The organism is Micromonospora globispora (assembly GCF_003857015.1).
Lineage (GTDB): Bacteria > Actinomycetota > Actinomycetes > Mycobacteriales > Micromonosporaceae > Micromonospora > Micromonospora globispora.
Map to the genome: position 1 here is coordinate 29,809 of NZ_QGGF01000410.1, position 19,304 is coordinate 49,112.

A 19,304-nucleotide genomic window follows, 5' to 3' on the forward strand; every position below is an offset into this window, starting at 1 on the left:
GCGTTGGCCGCCGTATACGCCCAACCCGGATCCGGCGCCCGGTTCGACTGGGGGCTGACCGGGGCGGCCGAGCTCGGCCGGGTCTGTGCGGCGCTGGTGGTGGTGGACGTCCTGTCGTTCACCACCGCCGTCGAGGTCGCGGTCGGCCGTGGCATGCGGGTGCACCCGTTCCCCTGGGGGGAGCAGGCCGCCGAGTACGCCCTGCGGGTCGGCGCGGTGGCCGCGGTCGGCCGCCGGCAGATGACCCGGGAGCATCCGTGGTCGCTCTCGCCGGCGGCGTTGCACACCGCGCCGGTCGTCACCGACCTGGTGCTCCCGTCGCCGAACGGCTCGGCGATCAGTGCCGCCGCCAGCGCCACCGGCCTGCCGGTGGTCGCGGGCTGCCTGCGCAACGCCCGTGCCGTCGGGCGGTGGCTGCGCCGACAGGGGTACGGGTCGACAAACGCCCCGATCGGCGTGGTCGCCGCCGGCGAGCGGTGGCCCGATGGAACGCTCCGCCCCTCCGTGGAGGACCAGCTCGGGGCGGCGAGCGTGCTGGACGCGCTGTCCGGCGTACCGGGTGGGCTGTCGGTGGAGGCGGCGATGGCGCTGGCCGCGCTGGCCAGTACGCCCGATGTGCCGGCCGCGGTCCGGGGCTGCGTCTCCGGGCGGGAGCTCATCGAGGACGGCTTCGCCGACGACGTGGAGGTGGCGGTCCAGGTCGACGTCTCGGACGTGGTGCCGGTGCTCCGGCAGGGCGTCTTCTCCGCCGCCTGATCCCTCCGGTGTGCCCGGTCCCGGCGATTGCTGTGGCGTCGCTGATCCGCGGTGGGGTTGCGGCGATGGCGAGTGGCGCTCCACCGCCCGATGAGCGTGATTCGTTCACGAATTCAGGTCCGTAGGGCCGGACAGGTCATCTCCACGTCAGGGACAGAAGTGGCCGCCCGGAGCACCGGGCGGCCACTGTCTCGTCACAAGTGGGGCGGGATGCCCCCCGGGTCAGTCGTCCAGCCAGTCCAGCCGGCGGCCGCCCCGCTCCTGACCCGGTCCGTCCGAGCGGCCCCGGCCGGTCTGCGCCGGGTCGCCGTGGTAGCCACCCTGGTCGTAGCCACCGCCGCGCTGCTGCGGCGGCTCCTGACCGTACCCGCCCGGCTGCCCGTAGCCGCCCTGCTGGCCGTAGCCCTCGCCGTAGCCGCCCTGCTGGCCGTAGCCGTCGTACCCCTGCTGCTGGCCGCCGCCGTACCCGCCACTCGCGGGACCGTTGTCGTAGCCGCCACCGGCCGGGGCGCCGTACCCGCCGCCCGCGCCGTAGCCGTTGGTCGGCTCCGGGGCCCGGCCGTACTGCCCGGCGTCCTGGCCGTAGCCGCGCCCCTGGTCCGTCGGCGGCTGGTAGGTGCTGGTCGGGTACGGGTCGGCCGGCGGGGCGTACGACTGGGTGCCGTCACCGGGGTAGCGGCCGGTCGGCTCGTCGTACCGCTCGCCGTAGCCGCCCTGGGCCGGCGGGTAGCCGCCCGCGCCGGCACCGTGGTCCCGGCTGCCGTAGCCGCCGTCCGAGGAGGGCGCGTTGCCGTAGCCGCCACCCGAGGAGGGCGCGTTGCCGTAGCCGCCACCCGAGGAGGGCGCGTTGCCGTACCCGTTGCCGCCGTAGCCGCCCTGGCCGGGCGCCTCGTCGCCGTATCCGCTGCCGGCCCAACCCGGCTGCCCACCGGCGCCGTACGCGGGCGGTGGGGCACCGTAGGGGTCCGGCGGCACGTCGTCGACGACCGGCCGGTGCATCATGGTCGGCGCGTCGCTGAGCGAGGCGCCACCGACCATCGTCGGGGCGGCTCCGGCGCCCATCCCGTTCACCACCCGGGTCTGGTCGTCGGCACCGCGGTAGGCGCCCCGGGCACCCGGCACCGGACCGACGCCGGCGGCGGGGCCGACCGGCCCGTCTCCGTCCTCGGTGTCGTCGCCGTCGTTCTTGCGCCGCATGTAGAGCAGCACGATGGTGCCGACGCCGACGGCCACGAAGAGACCGCCGAGCAGGATCAGCAGCCAGGAGCTGCCCGAGTCCTCGTTCGCCGTGGCCTGCTGGCCGGCGGCGCCCTCGGCGGCGGTCTCCTCGGTGGTGGCCTCGTCGGTCGCCTCGTCGGTCGGCAGCGCCGCGTCGCTCGCCGAAGGAGTGGCGCTCGGGCTGGCCGCGACCTTGATGTCCAGGCTGATCCGCTGACCGGTCAGGCTCTGCCCGGCGCTCGCGTTGACGCTCTTGGTGGCGTTGATGTTGCCCTTCATGGCGCCCAGTTCGATCCGCCCCGGGGTGATCGGGTTGGTGGAGGAGCCGGAGAACCGGTAGTTGCCGCTGCTGTCGCTGCTCGTGCTGTACTTGTGCTGCTGCGAGTCGAGCAGCATCACCGTGGCGCCCGGCACCGGATCGCCGTTCGTCGCGTTCACGACCTTGCCGGAGATCAGCTTGACGGTCTCCGCCTGGGTCGGCGCGGGCGCCGGCTTGGCCTTGACCGTCAGCGAGAAGGTCGGCGTGGCGGGGTCAGAGGCGTCGGGAACGACGCGGACGGTGACGGTCGTGTTGGCGTCCGGCGCGTTGTCGTTGGCCTTGAGGGTCAGCAACTGCGTCTTCGGCGAGCCGGGCGGCCCGTTGAACTGGAAGTTGCCGCAGCCGTTCGCGCAGCTGACCCCGGACGGCAGGCCGGTCAGGCTGATGTCGCCGCCCTTGTCGTTGGGGCCCGGCGAGATGACCACGGTCACGGTGGCGTCGCTGCCGGCGTTGACCGTGATCGACGAGGGCTGCACCACGGCCTGCGCGGCGAGTGCTGGTGTGGCGGGAACGGCGAGCAGGGCGCCGACAACCAGCGCCACGACCACACCGGCCCGATGATTCCAGGCACGTCGGTGTGTTGACACGTCCACCGCCTTCCGGGTCTGATCTCCCCGCCGGCGGGCGCCGGGCCGGGGATAATCACTCACGGTACGAATACGCCGTCGGCAACTATGCCTTGTCTGACCGGATCATCTCTACCCAGGGCCAGCGTCGATGGCGGTGCAGTCGCGTCGTATCGTCCCGTCGTGTCCTCTCCGCACATTAAGTCCGCCGCGGTAGCGGCGGTATTGACGGCGCTGGACGAGGGGCGTACGCCCGAACGGCCGGTGTTCCGGGAAGCGGTCCGTACTCTCTTGGCCGTCCTCGCGGAGCGCGCCCCCGGCCGATCGGTGGAGGTGCGTGTCCCACCATACGGCGCGGTGCAGTGCGTTCCCGGTCCGCGACACACCCGGGGTACCCCCCCGAACGTGGTGGAAATGGATCCGGTCACCTGGTTGGAACTGGCCGTCGGCCGCCTGGGGTGGGCGGAGGCGGTCACCGAGGGTCGCGTCCGGGTCAGCGGAATCCGGGCCGACCTCTCCGAGCACCTTCCCCTCTAGCTGGACCGACGTCCGTCGGAGTCACGGAGCGCTGCCGAATCGTGACTATCAGTGTCGACCGCTGTTCGCGTACACTGTCAGGCGACGACGGTCCCCGGCCCACCGTGCGGAGCTCTCTCCCGACTCCGCCCCAGGCCAGTCCAGACCAGCATGAGGGAGCGGCAGGTGCCCCGAGGCGATGGCCGGCTGAGCCACGACCTTGACCCCCAGCGACCCGGCCCCCAGGACGCCTGCGGCGTCTTCGGCGTCTGGGCGCCCGGGGAGGAGGTCGCCAACCTCACCTACTTCGGGCTCTACGCCCTGCAGCACCGCGGCCAGGAGGCCGCCGGCATCGCGGTGAGCGACGGTTCCGGCGTGGTGGTCTACAAGGACCTCGGCCTGGTCGCCCAGGTCTTCGACGAGCCGACGCTGGCCAGCCTGCGCGGCCACCTCGCGATCGGCCACGCCCGCTACTCCACCACCGGCGGGTCGACCTGGGAGAACGCCCAGCCGACCATCCGGGCGACCACCGCCGGCACCACCATCGCGCTGGCCCACAACGGCAACCTGGTCAACACCGCCGAGCTCCAGCGCGAGGTGGCCGAGCGCGGGATGCACTCCGACGGCTCGACCAACGACACCTCCCTGGTCACCATGCTGCTGGCCAGCCGGCCGGATCTCTCCGTCGAGGCGGCCGCCCTGGAGGTGCTGCCCCAGCTGCGCGGCGCGTTCAGCTTCGTCTTCATGGACGAGTCGACGCTCTACGCGGCCCGCGACCTGCACGGCGTACGCCCGCTGGTGCTCGGCCGGCTGGAGCGCGGCTGGGTGGTCGCCAGCGAGACCGCCGCGCTGGACATCGTCGGCGCCAGCGTGGTCCGCGAGGTCGAGCCGGGCGAGCTGATCGCGATCGACGAGGACGGCCTGCGGTCCACCCGGTTCGCCGCGCCGGAGCCCAAGGGCTGCCTGTTCGAGTACGTCTACATCGCCCGCCCGGACGCCACCATCGCCGGGCGCAACGTGCACGCCGCCCGGGTGCAGATCGGCCGCCAGCTCGCCAAGGAGCACCCGGTCGAGGCCGATCTGGTCATCCCCGTGCCGGAGTCGGGCACCCCGGCCGCCATCGGGTACGCCGAACAGTCCGGCATCACCTACGGCGCCGGCCTGATGAAGAACCCGTACGTCGGGCGGACCTTCATCCAGCCGTCGCAGACGCTCCGCCAGCTCGGCATCCGGCTGAAGCTCAACCCGCTGCGGGAGAACGTCCGCGGCAAGCGGCTGGTGGTCGTCGACGACTCGATCGTGCGCGGCAACACGCAACGGGCCATCGTCCGGATGCTGCGCGAGGCCGGGGCGCTGGAGGTGCACGTGCGCATCTCCTCGCCGCCGGTCAGCTGGCCCTGCTTCTACGGCATCGACTTCGCCACCCGGGCGGAGCTGCTGGCCAACGGGCTGGACAACGAGGGAATCCGGCGCTCCATCGGCGCAGACACACTGGGTTACGTCTCGCTCCCGGGTCTCATCGCCGCGACGGAGCAGCCGAAGACCCGCCTCTGCCGGGCCTGCTTCGACGGGGAGTACCCGATCGAGCTGCCGGCCGGGAACCTGATCGGCAAGCACGTGCTCGAAGGAGTGGGTCGTCGGGTCGCCGCCGAGGCGTCCGGGGCCACCGGGCACACCGCCCTCCCGCTCGTCGCCACTCCGGGCGGCGTTGCCACACACCGCCCATAGCACCACCCGACGCGGGTACCGGCACCGCCGGTGCACTCCGCGAGAACCACTAAGGGGAGAACCGTGACCCACGTGTCCGAGCGCAGCGGCGCAGGAACCAGCCCGACGGGCGCCGGCGGCGACCGCCAGCCCTGGACGGCCGGCACCAGTCGCACGGGGCGCAAACGCTCGGTCTCGTACGCCGACGCCGGGGTGTCGATCGAGGCGGGTGACCGCGCGGTCGAGCTGCTGAAGTCGAAGGTCAGGCAGACCCGGCGACCGGAGGTCATGGGCGACCTGGGCGGCTTCGCCGGCCTGTTCCGGCTGGACACGAAGAAGTACAAGAACCCGATCCTGGCCTCCTCGACGGACGGCGTCGGTACCAAGCTGGTGATCGCCCAGCAGCTCGACATCCACGACACGGTCGGCATCGACCTGGTCGCGATGGTCGTGGACGACCTGGTGGCCTGCGGCGCCGAGCCGCTCTTCCTGCTGGACTACATCGCCACCGGCGAGGTCGTGCCGGACAAGGTCGCCGAGATCGGCGCCGGCATCGCCGACGGCTGCCGGTACGCGGGCTGCGCCCTGCTCGGCGGGGAGACCGCCGAGCACCCGGGCGTGCTCCGCCCGGACGAGTACGACATCTCCGCCACCGGCGTCGGCGTGGTCGAGGAGAGCGACATCCTCAGCCCGGAGCGGGTCGAGGTGGGCGACGTGGTCATCGCCATGCGCTCCTCCGGCCTGCACTCCAACGGGTACTCCCTGGTCCGGCACGTGCTGCTCGGCGCCGGGCGGATGCGGCTGGACGTGGTGATCGATGATTTCGGCCGGCAGCGCACCCTCGGCGAGGAGCTGCTCACCCCGACCAAGATCTACGCGCAGGACTGCCTCAAGCTGATCGCCGAGGCCGAGGTGCGGGCGCTGGCCCACGTCACCGGCGGCGGCATCCCGGGCAACCTGGTCCGGATCCTGCCCGAGCACGTCGACGCGGTGGTCAACCGCTCCACCTGGAAGCCGCAGCCCATCTTCGACCTGATCCAGTCCAAGGGCCGGATCGAGGACCCGGAGATGGAGGCCACGTTCAACATGGGCGTCGGCATGTTCGCGATCGTCTCGGCCGAGGACGCCGACCGGGCGCTGGCGACCCTCACCGGCCGCGGCGTGGACGCCTGGCAGGCCGGCGAGATCATCGAGGGCTCCGGCAACGTGCAGATGATCGGCCAGCATACCCGGGGTTGATCACTCTCCGGTGATCAGCCGGGCACCTGATCAGGGGTTCACCCGAGTGGCCATCGCCGCCTAGCCTGAAGGGCACTTCGGGCACGGGGGAGGAGGGCCGATGGCTGCTCGGGCGCACGCCTTCACGGGGATGCGCGGCATCGCCGCCGTCCCCTCGTACGTGGTGATGCAGCCGACGACTCTCTGCAACCTGGACTGCGCCTACTGCTACCTGCCGATGCGCGCGGTCGACCGGCGGATGCCGGTGCCGGTGGCCGAGGCGGTGGCGGCGTCGGTGAACCCGTGGGCGGCGGCCGGCCGCTTCTCGGTGGTCTGGCACGGCGGGGAGCCGCTGGCGGCCGGCCGGGAGCATTTCGCGGCCCTGCTGGCGCCGTTCGGCCCGGAGGTGGAGCACCACGTCCAGACCAATGCCACGCTGATCGACGACGCCTGGTGCGAGTTCTTCGCCGAGCACCGGATCCGGGTGAGCGTCAGCGTGGACGGGCCGCGGGAGCGCAACGGGGAGCGGGTCACCCGGGGCGGCCGGCCGGCGTACGACCGGATCCTGGCCGGGGTGCGGGCGCTGCGTCGGCACGGGCTGCCCTTCTCGGCGCTGGCGGTGGTCTCCCGGCCCGGCCCGGGCCTCGCCACCGAGCTGTACGACTACTTCCTGGACCTCGGCTGCGACGTCCTTGGGATCAACATCGAGGAGACCGAGGGGGTCAACACCCGCGGCAACGCCCACGACGCCCCGGCGGTGCGGGCGTTCTGGGCGGAACTGGTGGCCGCCTGGCGGCGGGAGCCCCGGATCCACCTGCGGGAGGTGGAGTGGTCGCTGCGGTACGCCGCGGCGGTCCTCGACGGCACGGCGGACGAGCTGCTGCCCCGCCGGCTCGACCCGATCCCCACCGTCGGTCACGACGGCTCGGTGATCGTGCTCTCGCCGGAGCTGGCCGGCTTCACCGACCCGCGGTACGGCGACTTCAGCAGCGGCAACGTGCTGGCGACCCCGCTGGACGAGATCCTGGCCGACGCGGCCCGGACGCCCTGGGTCAGCGAGTTCCTCGATGGGGTGGAGGCGTGCCGGTCGTCCTGCCCGTACTTCGGCTTCTGCGGGGGCGGCCACGCCGCCAACCGCTACTTCGAGCAGGGGCGGTTCTCCGGTACGGAGACGGAGCACTGCCGCAACAGCAAGATCCACCTACTGGAGGGAGTGTTGGAGCATGCCCGAGACCACCAGTCACCGGCAGCCTGAGCGCGTCGGGGGAGCCGACCCGGACCGGGTCGCCGACCGGGTGCGGGAAGCCGCCGTGGGGTTGACCGCACTGCTCCACGAGGCCGAGGTGGCGCGCCGGCTGCGGGCGGAGGTGTCGGGCGGCGACGGTGCCAGCGCGGTCTGCGCCTGGAACCACTTCGAGAACATCCCGACGTTCTACAACTGGAACAACCGGCCCCGCTGAGGGTACGCGTCCGCGATCAGGGACCCGCCGATCCAGCCGGAGGGCATCCGGCATGGCGAGGTCCCTGATCGTCGGTTACGCCGCTCAAGGTGGGCACATGCGTGAGCACGCGGGGAGTTACCGCGTGCTCAGCTGCGACCGGAGGTCAGCGGGTCGGACGGGCCCAGGTGTCCGGGTCTTCGTCCGCGTGATCCTCATCATCGTCGTCGACATACTCTTTGTAGTCGTCGTCGAAGTTGTGCTCAGACTTACCAGCACCCGCCAACTCGCGCTGCAAGGCGGTGAGGTCGGTGTTCGGGGAGTGATACTTCAACTCCCGGGCCACCTTAGTCTGCTTGGCCTTAGCACGGCCGCGCCCCATGGCTCGACCCCCTCGCACAGAATGCGGGGCAGCCCGAAGGCGGGCCCCGATGACGTCAGGCATCTCTCGTGGCTCTTACGGTACATGGGGATGCCACCGTTCGGCACCTCGGGTTACCGTCAGCCGGACCTGCGAGTCGCAGTTATCCGACCGTCACCCAGTGTACCCGGTAAGGAGCGGATGCTGGACCGCCCGTGACAGCGGGCAAACCGGCACGAAGCCTCCCAATGTCCAGCTTACCGCCGCCCTCCGCGTCAGGTGCCCGGGGGCGGAGCGGCGCCCCGCCCCCGGGTGACGGTCAGCGCAGGTGGATCATCCGCAGCCGGCCGACCTCGGCCATCCGCCGCTCGGCGAGCCGGTCCGCGGCCACCGCCGGCGGGACGCCCTCGTCGTCGGCGAGCCGGAGGATCTCCCGGGTGGTGTCGTAGATCCGGGTGGCCCGCAGCTTGGCCCGCTCGAAGTTGAAGCCCTCGATCTCGTCGGCGACCTGGATCACGCCACCGGCGTTCACCACGTAGTCGGGGGCGTAGAGGATGCCCCGGTCGGCCAGGACCTTCTCAATGCCCGCGTGGGCGAGCTGGTTGTTCGCCGCACCGGCGACCACCTTGGCGCGCAGCGCCGGCACGGTGTCGTCGTTGAGGGCGCCGCCCAGCGCGCACGGGGCGTACACGTCGATGTCGGCGGCGACCAGCGCGGCGGCGTCGTCGAACAGCTCGACCTGCGGGTGGGTGGTGCGCGCCCACTCCAGGGCCTTCGAGTTGACGTCGGTGGCCACCACCTCGGCACCGTCGTCCAGCAGGTGGCCGGTCAGGTACTTGCCGACCTTGCCCAGGCCGGCCACGCCGACCCGCTTGCCCTTCAGGCTCGGCGTGCCCCAGACCTGCTCCGCGGCGGCCCGCATGCCCTGGAAGACACCCCAGGCGGTGAGGATCGAGGAGTCGCCGGCGCCGCCGTGCTCCACGCTGCGGCCGGTGACGTACTTCGTCTCCCGGGCGATCACGTCCATGTCGGCGACGTAGGTGCCGACGTCGCAGGCGGTGTAGTACCGCCCGGCGAGGGACTCCACGAAGCGGCCGTACGCGCGCAGCAGCGCCTCGCTCTTGATCTGCTCCGGGTCGCCCCAGATGACCGCCTTGCCGCCGCCCAGGTCGAGGCCGGCCAGGGCGTTCTTGTACGCCATCCCGCGGGACAGATCGAGCACGTCGGCGAGGGCGTCCGCCTCACTGGCGTACGGGTAGAACCGGGTGCCGCCGAGCGCGGGGCCCAGCGCGGTGGAGTAGATCCCGATGATCGCCTTGAGGCCGGACTGCTTGTCCTGGCAGAACACGACCTGTTCGTGACCGGTCGATCCCGGGTCTTCGGTGCTGGCGAAAACGCCCATGGCTGAACTCCTGTGTCGGTGTGCGTCCTTGTGGGGCGCGGACCTGCTGGCACGCCGGCGGGATGCTGCCGGTGATGCTGAGCCTAATATCGGCCGGAGCCGTACTGTCGCCCGCGTCACGTGTCCGCGCCGCGCCGGACGACGTGCGGGTGCCGACTCGTGGGAGGATCGCGCCGTGCCGTCGCTCTTCGCTTCTTATCTGCGCGTGTACGAGCCGCTGACCGCCTTCGACCGGGACCGTCAGTCGTACTGGCGCCGGTACGTCAACGAGGGCCGCGCGATCGCCCCGCTGGAGGGGCCGGTCCGGCAGCGGACGGCGGTGATCGAGGCGCTCGGCGCGGGCTGGACCCGGCTGCCCGACCTGCCCGACGAGGCGTACGTGCTGGAGACGGACGACACCCTGCTGGTCTGCCCATGGAACCTGCGGATCCGGGTGGCCGAGGCGGCGCTGAGCGCCCGGGACGGGGTGCCCTCGGTGCTCGCGGACGCCTTCGTGCCGCCGATCCTGGCCGGGCAGGCCAAGGCGGTGGTGGAGGACTGGCGCAGTGGTGCCCGGGTGCTGGAGCACGGCGTACCCCGGGTGCACGAGCAGATCGCGACCTGGGGCGTGCCGCTGCGCTGGTTCGTGCTCTTCGAGTCGGCGGAGCGCCATTTCGTCACCGATCCGGCCCGGCGGGCCCTGCGCTACCGGACGGAGATCTCCAAGGCCCGCCGCCGGTCGTCCCGGGCCCTGTCGGTGCTGCGCAAGTCCGTGGGCGAGGCGCCGATCACCGAGGCGGTCGAGGAGGCCGCCCGGTGGCTGGAGGAGTTCCACCCGCGCTCGGTGGTCGAGCTGGACTACGGCGGCCTGGTGCAGTTGCTGCCGGACGAGACCCTCGCGGCCGACGACTCGACCGACCTGGTGGCGACCGGGCTGGCCGGATTGTCCCGCGGCGAGGCGGAGGAGGCCTCGGCGGCGTACGACAAGCTGGTCGCCCGGTGGCGTGCCGTGCAGCTGCTGGAGCGGTGCAACTAGTCGCAAATGTCCTACCGAGCGCCCTCGATCCGAGAAACGCTCGTAGTTGACGCATCACGAACAGCGATCATGAGTCCAAATAAGGTAGCTTCTGCGGCATAAAAGTCGTAAAAATCGGGCATGGTTCATCCGTCCGTCTAGGGACCTTCAGCCGTTCGGCCCATGTCGGACATCGGGGACTAGCCGGACCATGGGAGACGCGTCGGCCGGCGGGACCCCGGCCGATGTCTATACATGTGGAGGAGTGACCCGATGGCATCGCGAACGCACGAACCAGAGCCGCTACTCACGCCGGCCGAGGTGGCGTCGATGTTCCGTGTCGACCCGAAGACGGTGACCCGGTGGGCCAAGGCTGGCAAGCTCAGCGCCATCCGGACCTTGGGCGGCCACCGCCGTTACCGCGAGTCGGAGGTCCGGGCCCTGCTGCAGGGGCAGATCCCGCAGCAGCGTCAGGGAGACTGAAGACCCGGACGATTTCACCAGACGTTCCGATCAGGGGCGGCCGGACGTACGCGACAGCGTCGATCCGCCGCCCCTGACTCGTGTCGGGGGTCATTCCTCCAGGACGATCCGGAGCCCGACCGTGCCGCGCTCGCCCCGGCGCAGCCGGCTGCCGAGCAGGCTCAACCGGCCGATCAGCCGGTACTTCTGCTTCAACAGATCACGTATCCGACGGGTGCCGGCCGGGTCGGAAATCGTCGCGTGCCCCGGCACCGCCCCGCCGCGCGGCCGACCTCGCACGTCGCACGGGGCCACCGTGACCCGGCCGTCCCGCCGGATCCGCTTCACCTTGCCGGAATCCGACACCGTCCATACCGCCAGCGCGTCACCCTCCCGGACCGCCCAGACCGGGGTCGGCACCGCCCGGCCGTCCTTGCGGAAGGTGGTGAGCAGGACGTACTTCTCGGCCGCCAAGCGGTCCAGTTCGGTCACGCCGCTCAGGATACGGCCGCGACAGCCGCGCGCAGCCCGGATAGCGTGATCGCCGTGACCGGGGAACCCAGGATCGGCGACGTGTTTGGCGAGATGATCCGCGACGCGTACGCCGTGGCCACCGGGATCGGGCCCCGCCCGCTGGTCGGTGGGCGGTACCCCCGCCCGGTCATCGAGATCATCGAGCGGGACGACGGACTGATCAACGGGGCGCCCTCCGCCCACTACCTCGACCCGCCGTCCGAGTGGCTGCCGTACGACCACCGGGCGGTGGACCGGGTGCGCGGCCGAACGCTGGACATCGGGGTCGGCGGCGGCCGGATCGCGCTGCACCTGCAGGACCGGGGTGTGGACGTGACCGGGCTGGACACCTCGGCGGGGGCGCTGCGGGTCTGCCGGCACCGGGGCGTACGCGACCTGGTGCACGGCACGGTCGACGAGCACGTCGCCGACGGCCGGCGGTACGACACCTTCCTGCTGCTCGGCAACAACCTCGGACTGATCGAGGGACGGGACCGGGCACCCGGGTTCCTGGCCGCGCTCGCCGCGCTCGCCCGACCGGGAGCGCAGGTCATCGCGCACGGCACCGACCCGTACGGCACCCGGGACCCGTTGCACACCGGCTACCACGAGCTCAACCGGCAGCGTGGGCGGCTGGGCGGGCAGTTGCGGCTGCGGCTGCGCTACCGGGAACTCGGCACCGAGTGGTTCGACTATCTGGTGTGCTCGGTCGACGAGCTGGCCGAGCTGGTGCAGGGCTCGCCGTGGCGGCTGGTCGACGTGGACGACCGCGACGCCCCGTACTATCTGGCGACCCTCAAGCTGGCCGGGGCGTGACGACGGCCCCCGGGGCGAGCCCCGGGGGCCGTCGTCGCCGCTCAGACCTGGACGGTCGGGGTGTGCTGCTCCGGCGGGAGACCGCCGTCGCCGTCGACCACCTCGTCCGGGGTGCCGTCCTCGTCGATGTCCACCATGGTGATGTCCACCTTGCCGTCACCGTCGGTGTCGAACTGGAACAGGTCGGCCTTGCCGTCGCCGTCGGTGTCGACCACCCACACGTCGGTTTTGCCGTCGTTGTTGGTGTCCGCGCGCAGCAGGTCGACGCGGTCGTCGCCGCGGGTCTCCACCGTCTCCATGCTCTCCGCGCTCTCCGGTGCCTGGCTCATGTCAGTCCTTCCCTTGGCGTTGACGGCCGTCTGTACCCGATCCGGTCGGCCCCCACGCATACCGCCCGGGCCGGCCCCGCCTAGGGTCGCACCCATGAACGAGCGGAGCGGGCGGCCGGGCGCGGCGGAGACCCCGCGCGCCACCGCGCGCGGCGAGGGGACGTCATGAGTGGTCGTTTTGTGGTCGTCGGAGCCGGCACGATGGGGCTCGGCATCGCCTACGTGGCGGCCGGCGCCGGTTACGCCGTCGAACTCGTCGAGGTGGACCCGGCGCGCGGCGCCGCCGCTGTCGAGCGCCTCGGCGAGCTGTGGGAACGCGGGGTGCAGCGCGGCAAGCTGACCGCCGACGAAGCGGCGGCGAACCGGAAGCGGCTGACCCTGCGGGCCGGGCTCGCCGAGGTCGCCGAGGGGCCGGACGTGATCGTGGAGGCGGTCCCCGAGCGGCTCGACCTCAAGCGGGCGGTGCTCCGCGAGGCCGCCGCCCTGCGCCCCGCCCTGCTCGGCAGCAACACCTCCAGCATCTCGATCGGCGAGCTCGCCGCCGGACTGGACCGGCCGGAGGACTTCCTCGGGCTGCACTTCTTCAACCCGGTGTGGGCGATGGCACTGCTGGAGATCGTGGTCGGCCCGGCCACCGCCGAGGAGACCACCGCCGCGGCCGTCGCGCTCGCCACGCGGCTGGGCAAGGACCCCGTCGTCGTACGGGACATGCCGGGCTTCGCCACCTCGCGACTCGGGGTCACCCTCGGACTGGAGGCGATCCGGATGGTCGCCGACGGGGTGGCCAGCCCCGCCGACATCGACAAGGCGATGGTGCTCGGCTACCGCCACCCGGTGGGCCCGCTGGAGCTGACCGACCTGGTCGGGCTGGACGTACGGCTCGACATCGCCCGCACCCTCCAGGCGGCGTACGGGGACCGGTTCGCGCCGCCGCCGCTGCTCGAGCAGATGGTGGCCGACGGCAGGCTGGGCAAGAAGTCCGGCCAGGGCTTCTACCGCTGGGAAGGGGGCGTCAAGCAGTGAGCGGGCTGAGGATCAAGGAGCTGCCGGACCGGCTGGTGGTGACGCTGGACCGGCCGGAGAAGCGCAACGCCATCGACGCCGACCTGATCGCCGAACTGCACAAGGTCTGCGCCGAGCTGGAGGCGCGGCCGCGGCTGCTGCTGCTCACCGGCGGGACCGAGGGCATCTTCGCCGGCGGCGCGGACATCGGCCAGCTCCGTGAGCGCGGCCGGCTCGACGCCCTCGCCGCGATCAACTCCGCGGCGTTCGCCCGGATCCGGGCGCTGCCGATGCCGACCGTGGCGGCCGTGGACGGGCCGGCGCTGGGCGGCGGCGCCGAGCTGGCGTACGCGTGCGACCTGCGGGTGTGCACGGCGCGTGCGGTCTTCGGCCAGCCGGAGGTGCGGTTGGGCATCCTGGCCGGTGCCGGCGCCACCCACCGCCTGCCGGCGCTGATCGGCGAGGCCCGGGCCAAGGAACTGCTCTTCACCGGCCGGCGGGTGGACGCCGACGAGGCGCTGCGGATCGGCCTGGTCAACCGCGTGGTGGCCGAGCCGGCGGAGCTCCTGCCCGCCGCCCACCAGCTCCTCGACGAGATGGCGAAGGGCTCGGCGCTGGCGCTGCGGCTGACCAAGCTGGCCGTGGACGCCCCGCCCGCCGCGCACCCGCAGCTCGACCTGCTCAGCCAGGCGGTGCTCTTCGAGGACGAGGAGAAGCACCGGCGGATGACCGAGTTCCTGGAGCGGCGTCGCTCCCGCTGAACAGAGCTCGACACGACGAAGGCCGCACCGGTTCGCCCGGTGCGGCCTTCGTCGTCGCTCAGTGCTGGATCTGCACCCCGGCGTCGGCCAGCGCGGTGATCACGTGGGCCGACTCGCCGAAGCCGATGATCAGTACGGCGTCCGGGCCGAAGTCCTTGATCTCCTTGGCGCCGGCGGTGAAGTCCACCGGCGCTGCGTCCGCGTCGGCCGGCGGCTCGTAGGTCAGCAGCTTGACCTTGTCGGCGCCGATGCCCGCGCGCTCCAGGTCGGCGCGCACATTCTCCTGGAGGCCCTCACCGTAGGAGTCCTTGCGGGCCACGATGGCGATCTTGTGCGGTCCGTCGCGCAGGATCACGTCGGCCAGGGCCCGGCCCTGGAGGATGTCGGACGGGGCGGTACGGAAGTAGAGACCCTTGTCGTCCACCGTGGTCAGCCCGGCGTCGGTGTTCGACGGGGAGAAGAGCACCCGCCCGGCGGCCACCACGTCCGGCAGGACCGCGCGGGAGATTCCGGAGGCGCCGGCGCCGATGAAGACCTGCACGCCCTTGGCGATGTGCGAGGCCACGGTGGCCTTCGCGACGTCGGGGTTCGTGCCGTCGTCACCGTCGATCCAGACCACCGGCTTGCCGAGCACCCCGCCGGCCGCGTTGACCTCCTTGACGGCGAGTGCGGCACCGGCCGCCATCGGCGGGTTCGCGATCGCCAGGTCACCGGTCTGCGGCAGCAGCCCGCCGAGGATCAGCGGCGTGGCGGACTTGCGCTGCTTCTTCCCCCGCGGCGGGGTCTTGCTGCTCGCCGCCGACTCGTCGCCGGCGCCGACGAACTCGGTCTTGCCGTCGTCGACCTTCTGGTCGTCGAAGTGCAGCGTGGCGTAGCTGGCGGTGGCCGGCTCACCGGCGTCGGTGAACCCCGCCCGGGTCAGCGACACGCCCCGGTACTCGATGTCCCGCCCCTGCGCGGCGAGTTGCAGGCAGGCGGCCGGGTCGTCGCAGCGCTCGCCGCCGGTGGTCACCCCGACGATCTGCTTGGCGATCGCGGCGGCGTCGGTGCTGCCGGCGAGCTGGGCGGCCAGCGCGCTGACCACCACCGCGTCGTACGTCTCCGCGGCGTAGAGGTAGTCCGTCAGCTTCGGGTCTACGGTGCGTAGCCGTTCTTTGAAGCTTTCCGGCAGCGGGGTCAGCGGCGTCGTGCCCTTCATGCCGTTCACGAGGTCGGCGCGGTCCTTCAACTCTGTGGCGAAGGAATTGAGCATGTTGCCGTCGGAGCCGTAGAGGCGCACCTGGGTGGTGGTGGCCGCCCCCTCGGGCTTGTCACTCCCACATGCGCTGGTGGCGAGCAGGAGTGCCGCAGCGGCCAGTGCTGTGGCCGTGCGGGAACCGCGTGATACGAGCATCGTCGTCCTTCCTCGGGCGAAGGTCCGCTGCGCACATTAGCGTGCCGTGGCGGCCGGCGGGACCGTGGAGGTCGCTCCGTCGGCAGCCCGACTCCGAGTGTCACGCAGCGTGACGACCGGGCCGTACGCTGGTCACCACTTGACCGGTCGTCCTACTGTTCCGCGGGTGACCGACCACGCACAGCAGACGCTGGATGACGCGACCGCCGTGCTCCGCTCGGCACTGGCCGGGGACGGCGACGCGGTGGTCGGCACCTTCGACGCGGTGGTCGACCGCGCCGGGCTGGCCGGGGCGTACGGGGTGGCCTGGTGCCTGGCCGCCACCATGGTCGGGGACGCCACGCCGGCCGGCGGTTGTGCCCTGGACTTTCCCGGCATCGACCAGGCCGCCTACGACACCCGCTGGGTGGCCCGGTTCGTCAGCGCGTACGCCAACGACGACGCGGACACCGGTGAGGCGCTCTTCGGCGCGGCGGCGGCCGACGGGCTGCTGCCGGACTGCCTGCTGACCCTGGCCGGCTCGACGGTGGCCACCCTGCGCAGCCGGGGCGACTGACCGCGCGACGCCCGCCGGGGGACGGGCGCCGCGCGACCGGCGGCGTCAGAAGGCGTGGTACGCGACCAGCGGCTCGTGCTCGTAGCGCGGGTTGGCGAAGCGGACCCGGAAGTCGACCCCGTCGCGGACGTTGGTCGCCACGGTGCGGAAGCCGGACCTCGCCGGCAGGTAGGTCCAGTAGTTGCAGCTGTTGGTCCGGTCGACGAAGACCACGCACGCCTTGGTGTCGAAGTCGCTGGCGTTGCGGACGTTGATGTCCCGGCAGCGGGTGGTGGTGCGGTAGGAGCCGGCCTCCCCGCCCCAGCTGCCGGTCTCGAAGTACGAGCGCACCGCGCCGCCGTAGCAGGTGGCGGCGGAGCCGGCCAGGCTGGTCTCGGGGTCGTCGGGGGCGGCCTGGGCGGGGGAACCGAACGGGAGCAGCGACAGCGCCGCCGTCGTGGCGAGCAGACGGGCGACCGGGGATGCCATACGTGCCTCCAGAGGGGATTGATGAACCCTGAGTTGCGGTCAGGGAGCTGAGCGTGAAGATGGTAGCGGTCGATGTCCGCCGCGTCTGCCCCGGAACCGTCCCAGCGATGTGGTAGCTGTGGTGGCATGTCCGAGGCGATGCTCAGCAAGGTGCGCAAGCTGCTGGCCCAGGCCGAGGACCCGGCCTGCACGCCGGCCGAGTCGGCGGCCTTCACCGCCAAGGCGACCGAGCTGGTCGCCCGCTACGGCGTGGACCGGGCGCTGCTCGCCGCCCGCGATCCGGCCACCGACCCGGTCGGCGACCGGGTGGTCGACGTCGTCGCCCCGTACGCCCGGGACAAGGTCGGCCTGCTGGCCGCGGTGGCCGACCCGATGCGCTGCCGCTGCGTACGCCGCCGGCAGGGCGCCGGCTTCGCCATGCACCTGTTCGGCTTCGCCAGCGACCTGGAACGGGTCGAGCTGCTCTTCACCTCGCTGCTGGTGCAGGCGGCGCACGGGCTGGCCGGCAAGCCGGTACCGCCGGGTGAGCATCCGGCCGCCTTCCGCCGTACCTGGCTGGCCGGCTTCGCCCACGCGGTGGCGGACCGGTTGCGGGCAGCCGAGGCCGATGCGGTGGTCGAGTCGGGCGCACCCTCGGTGGCGCTGGTGCTGGCCGACCGCTCCGACCGGGTGCAGCGCCGGCTCGCCGAGGTCTACCCGCGGCTGCGGACGGCGGCACCGCGCCGGCTGGCCGGCAGCGGCTTCGGCTCCGGCGCCGAGGCGGGCCGCCGCGCCGACCTCGGTGGCACCGGGGTCACCACCGGCCCGACGAGGGGGATCGCATGGTGACCGTCGACGACGTACGCCGGATCGCCCGGCCCCTTCCGCGTACCGAGGAGGCCCTGGTCCGGGACCGGGTCAAGTTCCGGGTCGGCCGGATCGTCTACCTGGCGCTGTCCCGGGACGAGACGCTGCTCGGCTTCGCCTTCCCGCGGGCCGAGCGGGCCGGGCTGGTGGCCGCCGAGCCGGAGAAGTTCCTGATGCCCGAGCCAGCCGACGAACGCTACAACTGGGTGCGGGTCCGGCTGGCCGCGATCGACGAATCCGAGCTGCGGGAGATCGTCGTGGAGGCGTGGCGGATGGTGGTGCCGAAGCGGGTGGCCGCCGCCCATCTCGGATGACGGCCGCGCGATCCGGCACCCGGGCTCAGGTGGTGCGCCGGGCCACCGTGGCGAGGTAGCGGCACAGCAGGTCGTGCCAGCCGGCCGTCAACGCCTTCCGGTAACCCTCGGCGGCCTCCCCGTGCCGGTCGAAGTCGCGGTGCTCGACCTCCACCCGGGTGCGGTCGGGCCCCTCGGGCACGAAGAGCACCTCCACCTCGCTGGCCCGTGCCGGGTCCGGCACCGGCACCCGGTCCGGGCCGATCTGCCAGGTGAAGACCAGGCGTCGGGGCGGATCCCAGGTGAGGACCCGACCCCAGTCGCTCCGGAAGCCGTACGGGCCGATCTCGTAGAGCATGCCGCCGGCCCGCGGCTCGATCCCCAGCTCGGCCAGCGCCTCCGGCCCGGACCAGGTGTATTCGCGTACCCACCAGTCGGTCAGTGACTCGGTGAAGACCGCGAACGCCTGCTCGGCGGAGGCTGGGGCGAAGAGGCTGCTGCGGAGGGAGAACCGGTCGAACTCCTGACGGACCTCATCCGGATCGGCCATCTCCTGTCCCATAGGCCCGGACCATACCGGCTGATGCCTCGGTGCGCAGCTTCGTGTGTGCCCCCTCTCGGGGCTCGGGAGAACGTTCTCTGAGCGCGGCCGCCGGGCGTACGACGTGCCGGGGTGGGCACTCGGACGGGCGGCGGGCACCCGGACCCGGCACGGATGCCGTACCCGAAACCGGGTAACCGCGGCTGATCCGGCCCGGCGAGACGGGCCAGCGGGGAGCGGGGAGCATGAGCGAGAGCGGAGCGACGGAACAGGAACCGGACCCGACCAGGGAGCGGCTCACCCAACGGGGTGGGGCGGGCGAGCCGGACGTCCTGCTCGACATCCCGGAGGTGACGGTCGACCAGATCCGGCTGGCGGTCGACGGGCTCGACGCGGACCTGTCACTGCGCGCCCGGCTGGCCAACCTGCTCCAGATCGACGCGGGGGTCCGGGTGCACCTGCAGGGTGCGGAGCTGGACGTCGCCGGGGTGAGCGCCGAGGCGCTGCTCAAGGTGCGGCTGGAGAAGCTGGTGGCGATCCTGGACCGGGCGTTGAGCACCATCGACCGGAACCCGCAGGTGATCGACGCGTTGGCCCGGACGGCCGCGCTCAGCATCGACGACGTCAACCGGGCGGCGCAGCAGCTCGCCGGCGGCGCGGCGGCACCCATGGTGAATCAGACGGGCCAGCAGCTCGGGACGGTGGGCGCGGTCGCCGACCGGACGCTGCGGGAGCAGGTCGCCGAACCCGGCCCGACGCCCCCGGCGCCGTCCGCCGGACCCCAGCCGCCCGAACCACCGACCGGCCCGGGTGCGCAGGCGCAGCAGC

23 protein-coding genes are annotated in these 19,304 nt (G+C 72.5%); 15 read left to right on the forward strand and 8 right to left on the reverse strand.

Annotation, left to right across the window (positions count from 1 at the left end):
- Positions 1 to 3: 3 nt before the first annotated feature.
- A complete protein-coding gene (locus DKL51_RS22075) occupies positions 4 to 756 on the forward strand; it encodes a 2-phosphosulfolactate phosphatase (protein ID WP_109947036.1) in 753 nt (250 codons plus the stop codon).
- Between the two features lie 222 nt (positions 757 to 978).
- Here the strand turns inward: DKL51_RS22075 and DKL51_RS22080 are convergent, their stop codons facing one another.
- Positions 979 to 2,835 (reverse strand): carboxypeptidase regulatory-like domain-containing protein, encoded by a 1,857-nt coding sequence (locus tag DKL51_RS22080; RefSeq protein ID WP_243420712.1) that lies wholly within the window; start codon positions 2,833 to 2,835, stop codon positions 979 to 981.
- A gap of 207 nt (positions 2,836 to 3,042) precedes the next feature.
- Here DKL51_RS22080 and DKL51_RS22085 point away from each other — a divergent pair, with 207 nt between their 5' ends.
- From DKL51_RS22085 to amcA, 5 genes are all read left to right on the forward strand, one after another.
- Positions 3,043 to 3,396, forward strand: coding sequence for a sterol carrier family protein (locus tag DKL51_RS22085; RefSeq protein WP_109947029.1), 354 nt, complete (start codon positions 3,043 to 3,045; stop codon positions 3,394 to 3,396).
- A gap of 165 nt (positions 3,397 to 3,561) precedes the next feature.
- Positions 3,562 to 5,103 (forward strand): amidophosphoribosyltransferase, encoded by a 1,542-nt coding sequence (purF, locus tag DKL51_RS22090; protein WP_109947028.1) that lies wholly within the window; start codon positions 3,562 to 3,564, stop codon positions 5,101 to 5,103.
- Between the two features lie 63 nt (positions 5,104 to 5,166).
- Positions 5,167 to 6,321 (forward strand): phosphoribosylformylglycinamidine cyclo-ligase, encoded by a 1,155-nt coding sequence (gene purM, locus DKL51_RS22095; RefSeq protein ID WP_109947027.1) that lies wholly within the window; start codon positions 5,167 to 5,169, stop codon positions 6,319 to 6,321.
- 130 nt (positions 6,322 to 6,451) lie between these two features.
- A complete protein-coding gene (gene amcB, locus DKL51_RS22100) occupies positions 6,452 to 7,555 on the forward strand; it encodes a cyclophane-forming radical SAM peptide maturase AmcB (RefSeq protein ID WP_311768077.1) in 1,104 nt (367 codons plus the stop codon).
- Entirely contained in the window at positions 7,524 to 7,760 is a 237-nt protein-coding gene (amcA, locus tag DKL51_RS22105; RefSeq protein ID WP_109947025.1) for a multiple cyclophane-containing RiPP AmcA, read from the forward strand. Before amcB ends, amcA begins: the two co-directional genes overlap by 32 nt.
- A 145-nt stretch (positions 7,761 to 7,905) precedes the next feature.
- Here amcA and DKL51_RS22110 read toward each other — a convergent pair whose 3' ends face one another.
- Both DKL51_RS22110 and DKL51_RS22115 read right to left on the reverse strand, forming a co-directional pair.
- Positions 7,906 to 8,121 (reverse strand): DUF3073 domain-containing protein, encoded by a 216-nt coding sequence (locus DKL51_RS22110; RefSeq protein ID WP_109947024.1) that lies wholly within the window; start codon positions 8,119 to 8,121, stop codon positions 7,906 to 7,908.
- A 298-nt stretch (positions 8,122 to 8,419) separates the two neighbouring features.
- A complete protein-coding gene (locus tag DKL51_RS22115; RefSeq protein ID WP_109947023.1) occupies positions 8,420 to 9,502 on the reverse strand; it encodes a Glu/Leu/Phe/Val family dehydrogenase in 1,083 nt (360 codons plus the stop codon).
- 175 nt (positions 9,503 to 9,677) lie between these two features.
- Here DKL51_RS22115 and DKL51_RS22120 point away from each other — a divergent pair, with 175 nt between their 5' ends.
- Complete coding sequence (locus DKL51_RS22120) at positions 9,678 to 10,517, forward strand: DUF8083 family protein (protein WP_109947022.1); 840 nt, start codon at positions 9,678 to 9,680, stop codon at positions 10,515 to 10,517.
- A gap of 252 nt (positions 10,518 to 10,769) precedes the next feature.
- Complete coding sequence (locus tag DKL51_RS22125; RefSeq protein WP_007073996.1) at positions 10,770 to 10,979, forward strand: BldC family transcriptional regulator; 210 nt, start codon at positions 10,770 to 10,772, stop codon at positions 10,977 to 10,979.
- Between the two features lie 90 nt (positions 10,980 to 11,069).
- On the opposite strand, the gene DKL51_RS22130 is transcribed toward DKL51_RS22125, so the two are convergent.
- Positions 11,070 to 11,450: a PPOX class F420-dependent oxidoreductase gene (locus DKL51_RS22130; RefSeq protein WP_109947021.1), complete on the reverse strand. Its 381-nt coding sequence runs from the start codon at positions 11,448 to 11,450 to the stop codon at positions 11,070 to 11,072.
- A gap of 54 nt (positions 11,451 to 11,504) precedes the next feature.
- Between DKL51_RS22130 and DKL51_RS22135 the strand changes: the two genes are divergently transcribed.
- Positions 11,505 to 12,287, forward strand: coding sequence for a class I SAM-dependent methyltransferase (locus DKL51_RS22135; RefSeq protein WP_109947034.1), 783 nt, complete (start codon positions 11,505 to 11,507; stop codon positions 12,285 to 12,287).
- A 41-nt stretch (positions 12,288 to 12,328) separates the two neighbouring features.
- On the opposite strand, the gene DKL51_RS22140 is transcribed toward DKL51_RS22135, so the two are convergent.
- The gene (locus tag DKL51_RS22140; protein ID WP_109947020.1) at positions 12,329 to 12,616 is read right to left on the reverse strand and encodes a hypothetical protein; all 288 of its coding nucleotides are present in this window, start codon (positions 12,614 to 12,616) and stop codon (positions 12,329 to 12,331) included.
- 165 nt (positions 12,617 to 12,781) lie between these two features.
- Between DKL51_RS22140 and DKL51_RS22145 the strand changes: the two genes are divergently transcribed.
- Entirely contained in the window at positions 12,782 to 13,639 is an 858-nt protein-coding gene (locus DKL51_RS22145; protein WP_109947018.1) for a 3-hydroxyacyl-CoA dehydrogenase family protein, read from the forward strand.
- Positions 13,636 to 14,379, forward strand: a complete 744-nt coding sequence (locus tag DKL51_RS22150; protein WP_109947017.1) for an enoyl-CoA hydratase/isomerase family protein — start codon at positions 13,636 to 13,638, stop codon at positions 14,377 to 14,379. The genes DKL51_RS22145 and DKL51_RS22150 overlap by 4 nt, the downstream gene beginning before the upstream one ends.
- 58 nt (positions 14,380 to 14,437) lie before the next feature.
- Here the strand turns inward: DKL51_RS22150 and DKL51_RS22155 are convergent, their stop codons facing one another.
- On the reverse strand, positions 14,438 to 15,772 hold the full coding sequence (locus DKL51_RS22155; protein WP_109947016.1) for an ABC transporter substrate-binding protein: 1,335 nt from the start codon (positions 15,770 to 15,772) through the stop codon (positions 14,438 to 14,440).
- A 166-nt stretch (positions 15,773 to 15,938) separates the two neighbouring features.
- On the opposite strand from DKL51_RS22155, the gene DKL51_RS22160 reads away from it, so the two are divergent.
- Positions 15,939 to 16,328 carry a hypothetical protein gene (locus tag DKL51_RS22160; protein WP_109947015.1) on the forward strand — a complete coding sequence of 130 codons (390 nt, stop codon included), beginning with the start codon at positions 15,939 to 15,941 and terminating at the stop codon, positions 16,326 to 16,328.
- A gap of 45 nt (positions 16,329 to 16,373) precedes the next feature.
- On the opposite strand, the gene DKL51_RS22165 is transcribed toward DKL51_RS22160, so the two are convergent.
- Positions 16,374 to 16,796 carry a hypothetical protein gene (locus DKL51_RS22165; protein WP_109947014.1) on the reverse strand — a complete coding sequence of 141 codons (423 nt, stop codon included), beginning with the start codon at positions 16,794 to 16,796 and terminating at the stop codon, positions 16,374 to 16,376.
- Positions 16,797 to 16,922: 126 nt separating this feature from the next.
- Between DKL51_RS22165 and DKL51_RS22170 the strand changes: the two genes are divergently transcribed.
- A complete protein-coding gene (locus tag DKL51_RS22170; protein ID WP_109947013.1) occupies positions 16,923 to 17,624 on the forward strand; it encodes a DUF2786 domain-containing protein in 702 nt (233 codons plus the stop codon).
- Positions 17,618 to 17,956 carry an MmcQ/YjbR family DNA-binding protein gene (locus DKL51_RS22175; protein WP_109947012.1) on the forward strand — a complete coding sequence of 113 codons (339 nt, stop codon included), beginning with the start codon at positions 17,618 to 17,620 and terminating at the stop codon, positions 17,954 to 17,956. The genes DKL51_RS22170 and DKL51_RS22175 overlap by 7 nt, the downstream gene beginning before the upstream one ends.
- A 25-nt stretch (positions 17,957 to 17,981) precedes the next feature.
- On the opposite strand, the gene DKL51_RS22180 is transcribed toward DKL51_RS22175, so the two are convergent.
- Entirely contained in the window at positions 17,982 to 18,497 is a 516-nt protein-coding gene (locus tag DKL51_RS22180) for an SRPBCC family protein (protein WP_165823229.1), read from the reverse strand.
- Positions 18,498 to 18,721: 224 nt separating this feature from the next.
- Here DKL51_RS22180 and DKL51_RS22185 point away from each other — a divergent pair.
- Positions 18,722 to 19,304, forward strand: a 583-nt coding sequence (locus DKL51_RS22185; RefSeq protein WP_260428620.1) for a hypothetical protein, incomplete at its 3' end; no start/stop codon positions are given.